13 protein-coding genes are annotated in these 13,374 nt (G+C 52.1%); 5 read left to right on the forward strand and 8 right to left on the reverse strand.

Annotated elements, in window-relative coordinates:
• Positions 1-15: 15 nt before the first annotated feature.
• The 8 genes from traJ to RT138_RS04190 all read right to left on the reverse strand — a co-directional run bounded on the left by traJ (position 16) and on the right by RT138_RS04190 (position 6,959).
• The gene (gene traJ, locus RT138_RS04160) at positions 16-1,215 is read right to left on the reverse strand and encodes a conjugative transposon protein TraJ (RefSeq protein WP_313189665.1); all 1,200 of its coding nucleotides are present in this window, start codon (positions 1,213-1,215) and stop codon (positions 16-18) included.
• Positions 1,216-1,227: 12 nt separating this feature from the next.
• Positions 1,228-1,878, reverse strand: coding sequence for a TerB family tellurite resistance protein (locus RT138_RS04165; protein WP_313189666.1), 651 nt, complete (start codon positions 1,876-1,878; stop codon positions 1,228-1,230).
• The gene (locus RT138_RS04170; protein ID WP_313189667.1) at positions 1,875-2,540 is read right to left on the reverse strand and encodes a hypothetical protein; all 666 of its coding nucleotides are present in this window, start codon (positions 2,538-2,540) and stop codon (positions 1,875-1,877) included. The genes RT138_RS04165 and RT138_RS04170 overlap by 4 nt, the downstream gene beginning before the upstream one ends.
• Positions 2,537-3,229: a conjugal transfer protein TraI gene (locus tag RT138_RS04175; RefSeq protein WP_313189668.1), complete on the reverse strand. Its 693-nt coding sequence runs from the start codon at positions 3,227-3,229 to the stop codon at positions 2,537-2,539. Before RT138_RS04175 ends, RT138_RS04170 begins: the two co-directional genes overlap by 4 nt.
• 4 nt (positions 3,230-3,233) lie before the next feature.
• Entirely contained in the window at positions 3,234-5,711 is a 2,478-nt protein-coding gene (locus RT138_RS04180) for a TraG family conjugative transposon ATPase (protein ID WP_313189854.1), read from the reverse strand.
• The gene (locus RT138_RS18850; protein WP_409529444.1) at positions 5,711-6,157 is read right to left on the reverse strand and encodes a DUF4133 domain-containing protein; all 447 of its coding nucleotides are present in this window, start codon (positions 6,155-6,157) and stop codon (positions 5,711-5,713) included. The genes RT138_RS04180 and RT138_RS18850 overlap by 1 nt, the downstream gene beginning before the upstream one ends.
• Positions 6,046-6,327, reverse strand: coding sequence for a DUF4134 domain-containing protein (locus tag RT138_RS04185; protein WP_313189855.1), 282 nt, complete (start codon positions 6,325-6,327; stop codon positions 6,046-6,048). Before RT138_RS04185 ends, RT138_RS18850 begins: the two co-directional genes overlap by 112 nt.
• Before the next feature lie 191 nt (positions 6,328-6,518).
• Positions 6,519-6,959 carry a hypothetical protein gene (locus tag RT138_RS04190; protein WP_313189669.1) on the reverse strand — a complete coding sequence of 147 codons (441 nt, stop codon included), beginning with the start codon at positions 6,957-6,959 and terminating at the stop codon, positions 6,519-6,521.
• Positions 6,960-7,386: 427 nt separating this feature from the next.
• Here RT138_RS04190 and RT138_RS04195 point away from each other — a divergent pair, with 427 nt between their 5' ends.
• The 5 genes from RT138_RS04195 (at position 7,387) to RT138_RS04215 (ending at position 13,374) form a co-directional block, all read left to right on the forward strand.
• Complete coding sequence (locus RT138_RS04195; RefSeq protein WP_313189670.1) at positions 7,387-8,250, forward strand: toprim domain-containing protein; 864 nt, start codon at positions 7,387-7,389, stop codon at positions 8,248-8,250.
• A gap of 18 nt (positions 8,251-8,268) precedes the next feature.
• Positions 8,269-8,622, forward strand: coding sequence for a hypothetical protein (locus tag RT138_RS04200; RefSeq protein WP_313189671.1), 354 nt, complete (start codon positions 8,269-8,271; stop codon positions 8,620-8,622).
• Complete coding sequence (locus RT138_RS04205) at positions 8,610-9,704, forward strand: relaxase/mobilization nuclease domain-containing protein (RefSeq protein WP_313189672.1); 1,095 nt, start codon at positions 8,610-8,612, stop codon at positions 9,702-9,704. The genes RT138_RS04200 and RT138_RS04205 overlap by 13 nt, the downstream gene beginning before the upstream one ends.
• 21 nt (positions 9,705-9,725) lie before the next feature.
• Positions 9,726-11,699 carry a conjugal transfer protein MobC gene (gene mobC, locus RT138_RS04210; RefSeq protein ID WP_313189673.1) on the forward strand — a complete coding sequence of 658 codons (1,974 nt, stop codon included), beginning with the start codon at positions 9,726-9,728 and terminating at the stop codon, positions 11,697-11,699.
• Between the two features lie 148 nt (positions 11,700-11,847).
• Positions 11,848-13,374, forward strand: a complete 1,527-nt coding sequence (locus RT138_RS04215) for a hypothetical protein (RefSeq protein WP_313189674.1) — start codon at positions 11,848-11,850, stop codon at positions 13,372-13,374.

Genomic DNA, 13,374 nt, shown 5'->3' on the forward strand with positions numbered 1-13,374 from the left:
CTAACTGTTTGGTAGTTAATGATTTCCCTTCAATTTATCTCCCCTAAAGCCCGTTTGGCCAGCATCCTTGAAGTACGGTTCACTTTGGGACCTTTGGGCCATGGTACTTGTGTTCCTTGCGGATGAATCTCCCATGGCATCGCCTGCCATTGCTGCCCCTTGGACCATCTTGGCGGGAAGGCTGCTCGCCGAACTCAGGAAGATATTGGTCACGTTCCTTACAAAGGCACCGTTTTCCGATGCATTGACGATATAGTTGGAAATGCTTGGAACGGCGAAGTATCCCACTATCCCCATGATCAGGAAGATAAGGTAGGCAGTGTCCGTTGGCGAGAAAAATGTATATCCGCCCTCTTCGATCTGGGAAATGTCCAACATTATCATGTTCTGCTGGATCTTCCCGATCAGGCTCCCAAAAATATTGGCCACAGGCAGCCATAGGTAAATGTTTATGTACCTGGCAAGCCAGATGACCAGACTGTGTTGGAACCCGTCAAAGACGGACAGCCCCAGCACGATCGGCCCAAGTACCGACAGGACAATCAGTTGGAAGGTCCTGAGGCAATCTATGCAGAGTGCGGCCGCCTGGAATAGAACGGAGAGCACCTCGCTCATCCACTCCTTGATGGAATTTCTGAAGTTGTAGGCTGCCTTGGACATGGCGAACTTATAGTCATTGCCAAGCCCTTCCCAGAAACCTTCAGATCCCGGATCTGCGCCCTGGTTCGTGTATCGGTACCATTTTTCCCTGTCCCCTTCTCCGTCGTGGCCAACGTAGATCTGGAATAGTTCAGTCCGTTCCAGTGCTTCCCTTTTTTGCCTGAGGAGCTCGGATATGGCCTGGTTGGAGTCTCCGACCATGGACGAGGTGACCCTGACCACGGGGGATAGCACCCCGTTCACCAGTCCCATCACCGATGGGAAGATGGAAATGCAAAAACCAATGACAAATGGGCGGAACAGCGGAAAGAAATCTATTGCCTCGGCTACCGAAATATGTTTCCAGACCCTATAGGAAATGTACCATAGAGCGGCAAATCCAGCGAGCCCCTGCCCCACCCCGATAAGGCTAGAGCACATCGGCACCATTTCCTCATATAGCCGCTCCAGGACGAGCTGGAAACTCCTGAATGTCTCGGAATGATCCTGTCCAGAGGCCCGCAAGGGCCCAAGTAGCGGCAAGCAAATCATTCCATACCTAATGTCTATTTTCATCGTCTAAATCGTTTATGACGGATCGGCACTTTCCCGTCTGTAAAATCTTTCTAGGTGGCCCAGGCCACTTTTCTGTTGGGCCCGCTGGTTCCTGAGCATGTCGGCTGAGCCTAGGAAACCCCGGAGGAAACCAACGTTCCCCTCCATCCTTAGGTGGATGTCATCGATGGCAAGGAGTCTCTCACCGTCGTTCATCTGTACCTGGCCGTCCAGGACCAGAACTGTCAGCTCCTGCAGGTTTACCAGGGATTCCTTGAGGACTTTCTGCTGGACCGAGGACAGATACCGGAGTTCCTCAACCGAAAAGCTCCCTGAATTTCGGAACCTCTGCAGTGAACTTTTGCAAAGGGAGACCAACTGGACCTGTAGACCAATGACCTTTTCAACCTTATGGTACCTCCTGACCAAGGGGCTGGCTTCCATGAGCCCCTGAAGAAAGACCCTGTGGAGGTCAAAGTTCCCTTTGGAGAGGTCCCTGACCACCCCGTAGCCCGTGGAGAGTATCTGGTAGCTTTGCTTCATCTGCGAGAGAATTTTCTTCATTTGGGTCAATTTCTCAACGTTTAGGAGCAATTGCGAGACCTCTGCACTCTGCCCGAGCAGTCTCTGGCCAGGCATGGCCAGGCAGAGCGAGGTAAGCAAAAGGAGTTTAAATATTTTCATTTTTCTGTTCCTTGGTGTCCAAAAATATTATAGCTGGAGCTCAAATCCGTGCGGAGGCTTTTCCGAATACTTGTGATAGCAAGGGAATCGTCCAGCCATCCCTTGGAAAGGGCAAAGAGCCCCTTCATCTGGCCGTGGAGCTTCTGGATCCGGTCCATCCGTTGGAAATCGTCCATCTGAAGACGGTCGTTTCCCAGCAGGTCCGCCAGGTGCTCTATCAGTCCGGCACAGTCCAACAGCAGTCCTGAATAGGCCCTGGCCACGGACCTGCTCTCTGGTCCGGGAAGCCAATCGCTCGACCTGAGCAGGTTCCCGACCATTCCATGGTGTTCTATGATAATGTACTGCATGGAAAGGATCTCAGTGATCAACGTATTTCCCCGGAGGTGCGGGCTTACCCTGTCAAGTGAACCCAAGAACAGTGCGTGAAGGTCAATTTCCCCAGTCTTGAAGAGCTGGATAGCCCCCCATCCTGCCCGTATCACCCGAGTCCCCTCTCCCAGGAGATCTAAATAGGCCTGTTGGGCGGCTATCTGCTCGACGAGGTATTGCTTCTGGGTCTTCTTTTGGTGCACCCATTCCCTCAAGGCCTGGCATTGGCCTGAGTTGGCCAGCAGGAATAGCATGGCCAGCATCGACATTGCGATTTTTATTACTTTCATCGGGACCTTTCTGGATTATATAGTTTTCTGACGCTCTCGATCTGGTTCCTTTCCCCCGCACGCTGGGCCTTTAGGACCAGGTTCTGCCTGTTGAAGGTCACCAGTTCCCCATAGTTTGAATATATCGCACGGCTTGCCTTGCCGATCAGCTTCATTCGCTGCCCATCTGCCATGGAAAGTTGGAATGACGCCATTACAAGGCGTATCTGATCAATATTAGCGATGCTTTGTCCCAGGATACCTGCATAAACCATCTCCATATGTTCTAATTCATGGGGGCTGAAAACCGGGTCCCCTTGCAACAGGTCCCAAACCCTCTGATATTCCCTGACCAGCCCCAGTTGGACCTTTACGATCTGGCGGACCTCCTGGATATCGGAGATTGCGGACCTGACTTGGCTGAACTGCTGGTAACGGTCCCGATATTGCTCGGTCTGTTTCTGTGTCCATTCTGATATTTCCTGGAGTCTTAGCTTGCTCAGGGAATTCTCCAGGACCTTTTGCGCATTCTGCAACCAGACGGTCCGGTTCTGCAGCCTCTGTACCCTAAGGTCCACGGCACGTACCACTCGCTTGATCCCTGCCCGAATCACCTCTGCAAGGGCGAACTGCGCATTTGCGCGCTGAAGTGGCACCTGCGCCAGTATCATGCCTGCAATGGCAATCAATCTTATTGCATGTCTTTTCATTTCATCATATTTTTAGTGTTCCGTTACGGATGTCCCGGGCCATTTCTGCAATTCCCCGGGTAAGGTCCCCGTCATTCAGGACGGTGTATTCCATTAATTTGACCCGTTCTGCCTCTTCAGTGGTATAGCAGAGGTATTCCTCCAGGGAAACCTGGTTCCTGTATACCCTTGAGTGGACTCCGCCAAGGGAAATAAAGACCTCCTTGTACTTCTGCTCGGGATCGGTGTCACGGTTTATCGAGAGCACCATGGCCTTTTCCTTTTCGGTAAGGCCCAGTAGCTTCTGGATATGTTCAAACCTGTTGAGGAACTTTCGCTGGTCCATCAGGATCTTGCAATCGCTGTTGTTGATGATGGTCTGCCTGACCACCGGGGATGAGATGATATCCTCGATATCCTGGGTTACCACAACCGCCTCCCCGAAGAATTTGCGAACCGTCTTGAAAAGGTACTTGATATATTGGGCGAACCCTTCTTTCATGAGTGCCTTCCACGCCTCCTCGATAAGGATGATCTTGCGGACCCCCTTCACCTTCCTCATCTTGGCGATGAAGACCTCCATAATGATGATGGTGACCACTGGAAAAAGGATGGGGTGATCCTTTATGTTGTCAAGTTCAAAGACTATGAACCTTTCCTCGAGCAGGTTAAGGGCTTCAGGTGAATTGAGAAGATAGTCAAATTCCCCTCCTTTATAGAAAGGCCTGAGCACGTATAGAAAGTTAGCTATGTCAAAATCGCTCGGTCTGACCCCATCAACCTGCAGGGAGGGGGCGTAGAGGTCCCTGAGATATTCATAGAAACTGTCAAAACAAGGCCAGACCTCGGGCTCGGAGCCCAGAAAGCCAAAATAGCCCGAGATTGCATTGGAAAGGGCGACGTATTCCGATCGCCTGAATGATTCGTCGTCCTTTTTCCATAGGGCAAGCAGCAAGGTCTTGATACTTTCCTTTTTCTCGGTATCAAGGCTGTCACCCTGCCCCAGGAAAAAAGGATTGAAGCGTATAGGCTCCTGTTCGCTATAGGTAAAGTACCTTCCCCCGGCCATTTGGCATAAACCACGGTAACTGTGCCCTACGTCCACCAGGACCACGTGGCTACCCTGTTGGTGGTAGCTTCGCAGCATATGGTTGGTAAAAAATGACTTACCGCTCCCCGTTGGCCCAAGGATGAACTTATTTCGGTTTGTACAGATCCCCTTAAGGATGGGCTCATCGGAGATATCTACATGGACCGGCCTTCCCGTAAGGCGGTCTGCGAGGCGTATTCCCGTTGGGCTCAGCGAGGTTTCACTGCTGCTTTCCAGGTTTAGGAAACAGCTAGCATGTTCGGCAAAGGTCTCAAAGGTATCGTTCATTGGCAGGTCAGCTGAATTCCCAGGTATCCCGGCCCAGAAGATCTGCGGGGCTCCCACGGATTCCTCCTTGCAGGTGGCATCCATCTTTGCCATGGCAGAGGAAACCTTGTTCTTGATCGAAGGCAGGTCCTTAGGCTGGTTCGTCCAGGCAAGCACATTGAAATGCGCCCTTACCGGCAGCCGCTGGTGGGTGATGGCCTCGTTCAGGAAATCCTCGGCAGCGTCCCTGGCGGCCCTGTTTGCCCGGCTATATGCAGAAAGCGACTGTAGTCTCAGACGCTTTCTCTCCAGCCTCTTGAGAACCTTCTGTTCGTCTGAAACGAAAATGTACTGGTTATAGACATGGTCACACCCCAGAAGCTGCCCCAAAGGGGAAGCGAATCCTACGCTGAAGCGCGTGCTGTCAGTGGAGTACTTTTCGTAGTCGATCCTGCTACCGCAGAGCTGGGGGAGATCATGGGCATCGCTCAGGGTAAACAATTGGCAATGACGGTCGCCAACCTGGATCCCATCGGAAAAATCGATGTCCCTGAGAGCGGGTTTCCCCTGGGAATCGCCCAGGCCGATATAACGTTCAATCAGGCCCGCTCGGTCTCGGGAGCTCCTCAGCTCATCGCCGGTCATCCGTTCAAGGTAAACCAGGCCGGAATCCTCCAAGATCCTCTTGAACTGCCCGCATGCTCCGAAGAAATCCCTATAACCTTCTATCTGAATGGTCTCTGCGGGAACCAGATCTCCCCTGACCAAGCTCGAGAACAGACTGTTAGCCCCTTTCCTGGAAGCGGGGGATTTGGTCAACATGATATAGCACTGGTGGTCAAGGTAGGGCCTCTCATTAAAGTACCGCTCACTTGCCCGGTCCAGGAAACTCCCATCGGCTTCGGAGATGTCTGCCTGGTAATATTTTCCTTCGAACCAATCCTGCTTATGAACAATGCTGCCCTGTGGCAGGGTCTTCAGGGCACTGATCCAGCTTTGGTGGAAAGTTTCGAAATCCCCGTCCGACAAACTGAAGATCTCGGGCAAACTGGCACGAAAGACAAGGGTGACGTCCCCCCTCTTACTGATTATGCAATCATGTTCCACGTCCATCAAAGGGAACACCCTTTGGAATTCTACGTCCATCACCGCCCCTCCCTAGATTTTAAGAAGGTAAAGATACCCCTGCCCCTCAAGCGGACCGATCTGGGCAGCTTTCTGCGGGCGTATGACTTCAACAGTCCATATTGGCCATATCTGTTTTCCCACCTCTGGACCTGGACCGCCCAGGCTGTACCTAGCAGAATTAGGCCTGAGATCCCGTAGATTCTGGATACCCCTGAATAGTAGGAGACCAGGAAAATGGCGGTGATGAAGGACAGGCCCAGCACGAGCAGCCCGATGTACTGAGGGGTGAGCCCATGGAACTCAATGGGCTTGTTGAGGTCCCGATGTATGCGGTATACTGAATTTCCCATGGTCAGCTGATTCCAAAGAATGACTCGATGACCGTTGTAACCACCACAAGGAACACACAGCTCCCGAACCATGCGGCGGCAACCTTTCCGGTATCGGGATCCCCATTGTTCCATTTCTGGAAAACCTTTACTGCTCCGATGAGTCCCAAAATCGCACCTACGGCATACATGAGCTGGGTTCCTGCGTTGAAATAGCTCCTGACCTGCGAATTTGCAGCCTCTATTCCCGCATTGCCATCCTGGCCGGAGCAGATCTTTGGGAGAAGGAAGCTTACCGCGACCATCACTGCCCCGATAAGCTGCCCTTTGCGGGCCATTGTCCGGTTGACCACTTTTATCGATTTATTCATGAGAATGTTAATTTTATAAGTTTACTGAAAGGTTGGCCGGCGGTCCCGCGGTACCTGAAATAGGGTATTGTTGAGGTGGTATCACCGTGCAGGATCCGGGAGCGCTGGCCAGCTTTCGGCTTGTGTTAGGACTTACCGATCCTCTCTTGGAAGATACTTTCGGGTACCTGGACCCCAAACCTGTGAAGCTCTGTGAAAAGCGATCGCATCAATTCCTTATCCCTCACACTGTCACCTGAGGGATTGTACTTTGCCATAACTTCCCTCAGGATTGGCCATTGTTCGGCAAGGTCCAGCTCAGCATTTCTATAGGGTTCTAGGTAGAGCCGCAATTGTTCGAGGAATTCCTCGGTACCCTTGGGCCCATCTTCCCTTGCCGACTCTTGCTTCAATGGGGCACGCAGGGTCTGGTAACTTTCCTTTTCGAAACTTGAAGGGCCATCTTCGGGATTCATTAGTTTTATTAATCTCTTCCCGTATAGGCTCGATAGCACCCAGCTATAATAAATGATCAGGGTAATTGAGAGTGGAAGCAGGATCTGCGTCCAGGACACCTTTTCTAGCATATTTATTCATGTTTTAGGTTAACGGATCAGGCTGTCACCGTCTTGGGGTGCACAGCCATTACTCCAACAAAATTGGGGGACAAAAGATACTGGCACAAGTACAACATTTACCTGTACCTATTCCGTACCCCTTTTCGCCGGCAAGCGATCTTTGAGCTTTGGGTCCAGACCGGGCCCCTCAGCCTGAATGAGGGGGTACCACAACCTGTCCAGGCCTGCCGTGGGGTCCGTTACAAATTCGAGCCCCCTTGTCTCGCCCGATGGACCGACCGGTCAGGGCTGGGGTGATCCTACCCCTGATTTTTTGTAGGGTCGTTTTTCTGGGAGCTACCTGACTATCTTTAAACCGAACGAGCATGCAATTGGTATTAAAAACGTGGATATGGAAAATAGTAAGAACGGAGTTTCCCTAGAGGAGATCCGGGAGATGGACATAGTGACCTACCTTGCGAACCTTGGACATGAGCCCACAAAGGTAAGGAACAATGATTTCTGGTACCTTTCCCCTCTGCGCCAGGAAACCCTTCCGTCCTTTAAGGTGAACCGCAAGATCAACAGATGGTACGACCATGGACTGGGAAAAGGGGGGAACCTGATAGATTTCGCGATCTTATACCAAGGGTGCAGCGTAGGTGAATTTCTGGAGGGGTTCAGGAACGGTTCGGCAGTGGTTGTATCTTCCGAGCGGGCCTATCCCAAGAAAGACCACAAACCGGAGAACAGGATCACGATAGTCGGTCAGCGTTCCCTGAGGTCAGACTCACTGATGCGATATATCCACGACCGTAGGATCTCCCTTCACATAGCCGATCTGTACTGCCGTGAGATCAGCTATGAGATTGCAGGGGCGGGCTACCTTGGTATAGGATTCCCCAATGACGCAGGTGGCTTTGAGATCCGGAGTCCGCACTATAAACTGAGCAATTCACCCAAGGACATCTCGAGCCTTGGAACCGGAAGAAATGAAATACTGGTCTTTGAGGGCTTTATGGATTTCCTGACCTTTAGGACGCTCCATCCAGACCACGATGAGTCCAAGGCCGACTTTCTGGTACTGAACTCCGTATCGTTCTTCGAAAGGGCAAGAGAGAAAATGGAGTCCCATCGGAAGATCTCCCTCTACCTTGACCGCGACAGAACAGGTATCGAGCTGACCAGGTACGCCCTATCCTTGGACAAGCGCTACCAAGACCAGAGTATGCTCTACCAAAATCACAAGGACCTCAATGAATGGTCCATGAACGTCGGAAAGGCAAATAGCCGCGCACATTCCCGCAGATTGACACGATAACCCAATAAATCAAGCCCAATGAAAACAAAAGAGCTACGCAACAGGTCGATTACCCTAAATTTCACCAATAAAGAATTTCTTGATTTACAGCGCCAGAAAGAGAACAGCACCTGTCCTAACATGGCCCTCTACATAAGAAAGAGGCTATATTCCAAAAAAATAGTCACCACCGTACGGAACCGTTCTCAGGATGATATCCTGGAGGAGCTCTCCCGGAACAGGAAATGCCTCGTACTGATCAGGGGCGATCTGGAACATGCACTGAGGGACAGGTCGGTCACTGTACCAATGGAAACCTTGGAGCAAATGACCAGGATAATGGAAGAACAGACCTCCCTGATAAAAAAACTGCTCTCGCTATGGTTGCCCTGACCTATGACATTGCCAAGGTCTCAAGGTTGATCGACTATCATGAGAACAAGGTTTCCAAGGGGATCGCAGAGTGCATCCTTGCCGGTAACATGCCCCTCTCGGCCGGGGAACTCACCTGTCGGCAAAAGGCTTCCTACCTGGTCGGACGTTGCACGCTCAATGCAAACATCAAGCTCCCCTGCCTTCATGCGGTACTCGGCTTTCACCCCCTGGATGCAAAGCTATCGAGTTCCCAGTTCGGGTCGATCTCTGAACGATACATGGAGCTGATCGGTTTTGGGGAACAGCCATTTCTGGTGTACCGGCACAGCGATACCTATCATCCTCACCTCCACATCGTATCAACAAACATAAGGAGCGACGGGAGCCAGATCTATACCCACCGTTTGGGCCAGCGGCTTTCCTTCCCAGCAGCAAACAGGCTGGAATCGGAGTTTGGACTGGTCGCAGCACAGGAACCGCACTTATCCAGAAAAGAACGCCCCATGCCCATAAAAGCGCTCACACAAACATGTCAGCCTCTGAAAAAGAGCCTTAGGGACATCTTGCTTTACCTGCAGGCAACTTACAGCGTTACCGACATCACGGAATGGAATGCCCTTCTCAGGCCGTTCAATATCCTGGCCCTTGGTCCAAAGACCAATGCCGGTCATCCAAAAAGGGGACTTGTCTACTACCTTACCGACGGATGCAAGGGGACAATCAGCAAAGGGATCCCCGAGGGCAAGCTGTCCCCGGATCTCTGTTTTGCTGTCCGGCAGGGCCAAGTGGACGGGCCCCGGGAAGCCACGGCCCGCTCCCGTATCCGGGCCATCCTCCAACTGGTACCTGCGAACTCCACAAACAGGGCGATCGATTACGCCGACCGGCTCCTCAACCAGGGGATTGAACTGATCGAAATGCCCAGCAGGGACATTGGTTGCACCGAGACCGTAGTCCTAGACCACCAGCTCAGATGTGCCGTGCATGAAAAGCGACTGGACCTCGACTTTGAGCTCAAAAACCTGCATTTGGGCCATGCTTCCCGGAAAAAATCATCAACAGACCTTCAAATATTTCCGCATTTGGCACCTAAGTTCTGAGTGCCCTCTATTCAAACCGTCATGAACAATACCGAAAATACACAGGCATTGAAAAAGATATCGGACATGTGCCGATTCATAGCCATGATCCTATTGACCGTACACTTCTACCATACAGGCTACCATTGGTTCAACCAGCTCGGGATAAGCTCGTACCTGACCGACCGGATCCTCCACGCCATTGCCAGCACCGGGGTCCTGGACAGTTTTAACCGCAGCAAGTATTTCTGCATGATGTTCCTCCTGATCTCCATGGCCGGTACCAGGGGGAAGAAAGCCAGGGAATTCAGAACAGCTGGTGCCCTGACCTGGTTGGTCAGCGGGACGGGGCTTTTTTTCTCCAGTGGCCTGCTTTTCCGTCTGCTGCCCTTCGGTTCCCTTGTCCTGATGACCTACTACGCCCTGTGCTCGGGTGGCGTCCTAGCAGTGATAAGGGGAATGGCGATCCTGGCCAGGATCCTCTGGACAAAGTTAGGTGACCAGGACATCTTCAACCTTCAGAACCAGACATTCCCCCAGCAGGAGGTCCTTCTGGAAAATGAATTTTCAATCAACCTGCCCTACGAGTACCGTATGCGGGACCGGATCAGAAGGGGCTGGATCAACATCATCAACCCATTCAGGGCAACGCTGGTCCTGGGCAATCCCGGCTCCGGGAAGTCATACTACGTGATCCGCCACATAATCTCCCAGCACATCAAAAAGGGATTTACCATGCTGGTCTACGACTTTAAGTACGACGACCTCTCCAAGATAGCCCATCACCACTGGATAAAGGGGGGAAGGAAAACGAGCTTCTACAGGATCGATTTTGACGATCTTTCCAGGACCCACAGGTGCAATCCGCTGGAACCTTCGGCCATGAACGACATTACGGATGCCGCGGAATCTGCCAGGACCATCCTATTGGGGCTCAACAGGGAATGGGTCAAGCGCCAGGGCGATTTCTTCGTGGAGTCGGCCATTAACCTCCTTACGGCAGTTATCTGGTATCTCCGGTGTTACCAGAACGGGGACTTCTGCACCCTTCCGCACGTCATCGAGCTCATGCAGCAGGACTATGACCGCCTCTTCTCGCTGCTAAGGAGCCAGGAAGAGATCCAGGTCCTTATCAATCCATTTGTCAATGCGTACCTGAACAACGTCATGGAACAGCTCGAGGGCCAGGTCGCCTCGGCCAAGATCGCCCTGGCCAGGCTCTCATCTCCCCAGCTATACTACGTGCTTTCGGGAAATGATTTCACCTTGGACATCAATAACCCAAAATCCCCAAAGATCGTCTGCATGGGAAACAACCCGCAGAAGATCCAGATCTACGGAGCGGTGATCTCGCTCTTTGTCAACAGGCTGATCAAACAGGTAAACAGGAAGGGAATGGTAAAGTGCAGCCTGATCTTCGATGAGTTCCCGACTATCTACCTTAACAACATCGATAGCCTGATCGCCACGGCAAGGAGCAACAGGGTGGCCACGACCCTGTGCGTCCAGGATATCTCCCAGCTCCGCAAGGACTATGGCCGGGACCAGGCCGACGTTATCCTGAACATAGTGGGAAATGTGATCAGCGGCCAGGTTTCCGGGGAGACCTCGAAGCAGCTTTCAGAAAGATTTGGGAGGATCATGCAGGACAGGGAAAGCCTTTCCATCAATTCCAGCGATACGACCGTCGGGCTGTCCAGCCAACTTGAGGTGGCCATACCGCCCTCGACAATCTCAAGCCTTTCCTCTGGGGAATTTGTGGGAATGGTGGCAGACGACCCCCAATTGCCCGTATCCCTGAAGGCTTTCCATGGCAAGGTGATAAACGACCACGAGGGGATCGCAAGGGAGCAGTCCAGTTACCAGGATCTCGAGGAGCTAACCAAGCCCAGCGAGGGGCTGGTGTCCAAAAGCTATCAACAGATAAAACGCGACATCCAAGACATAACCTTCTCGGAAATGGACAGGTTGATCTCCGACCCCTCGACCAGGCACCTGGTCATCTCTAAGAAATGACAAGACTGGCCGTCAAGCGGCACCGACCGCACAGGTAGGTACCGCCACGGGGCGTGCTTTCCGCGGTGACTGACAATTGAAAGAATTGTTGCGGAAATCTCTTCCATGTTTGCTATTTTTAGGACTGAACACCCTACATTATTGGAACATGAAAAAACTACTTCTTCTGACGGTCATCTCCCTTCTATGCTGCACCAAAGGCCTTTGCCAGAGGGATACGGTCAATTTCACCGTGGATTTCTCCGAAGCCCACCGGAACAGGTTCAGGGTCCAGATGCACTTATCGGTGCCCAACGGTGAAAAACTGTTGGACCTGAACATACCTGTCTGGACCCCAGGATATTATCAGGTGCTGGAATTTGGCAGGAATATTTCCGAGTTCAGGGCATCCGACCTTCGCGGCAATGGCCTACCGTGGCAAAGGACGAGGGACGACCAGTGGCGAATAGCAACTGGAGGAGGTGGGAGGATCCATGTGAGCTATACCGTTACCACCGAACGACCCTTCGTCGCAGTTCCCTATATCGATAAGGACAGGGCATTCATCAGGCCCACGGGGATTTTCATGTATCCAGACAAGGATCTCGACCGGACAGTGATCGTAGAGATCATGGAGCATCCGAGCTGGCGGAATATCGCGACGGGCCTGGATTCCATAGCTCCGCGCACATTCAGGGCCGGGGACTACGATATCCTATATGATTCACCGATTCTGGCGGGAAACCTCACCGAATTGCCGAGCTTCAGGGTCCGGGGGGCCGAACACCGGTTCCTGGGTTACCAAATGGCCCAATTTGACAGAAAGTCCTTTATGGACGACCTTCAAAGGATCGTGAGGAGCGCCAGTGACATAATTGGGGAGATACCCTATGAACATTACACCTTCCTGGGTCTGGGGATGGGCAATGGCGGCATCGAACAGCTAAATTCGACGGCGGTTGCCTTTACTGGGGATGGCCTGGACTCAGATCCCGCCAACCGGCTGAGGACCCTGAGTTTCCTGGCACACGAGTATTTCCACCACTACAACGTAAAAAGGATACGTCCCATTGAACTCGGCCCTTTCGACTACAGCCGGCCCAACAGGACCAGGGGGCTATGGCTGAGCGAAGGGCTAACGGTCTATTATGAGAACATCATCCTCAAGGACGCCGGCCTGATTGAACCGGGACAGATCCTGGAAGACTGGCAGAATACCATCCAGGGATATGAGAACAATGCGGGCAGGAAAAAACAGACCCTGGCCCAGTCGAGCTGGGAGACCTGGGAGGACGGCCCTTTCGGGAGGCGAGGGGAAACAATCTCCTATTATGAAAAGGGTCCGATCATCGGTATGTTCCTTGACATTGCTATCCGTCATTCCAGTAAGAATGAGAGGTCGCTCAACGATGTGATGAGGGCCCTCTACTACAACTACTATAAGGAAAAAGATAGGGGCGCAACGGAAGAGGAAATAAAAACGGCCTGCGAGGGCATCGCGGGCCGGGATCTTGATGATATATTCACTTATATACAGGGCACGGGGGACCTAGATTATCAGAAATATCTTTCTATGGCAGGGATTCAGTACCAGAGGACCGTTAACGCCGATGGCAAGAGCAGTGTGAAATTATCCATTCAACCAACACTGTCGATCTTGCAGAAAGAGATCTTGGGCGATATTTTTGGGTATTGA

The organism is Sphingobacterium sp. (assembly GCF_032065005.1).
In the GTDB taxonomy this organism is placed as follows: domain Bacteria; phylum Bacteroidota; class Bacteroidia; order Sphingobacteriales; family Sphingobacteriaceae; genus Sphingobacterium.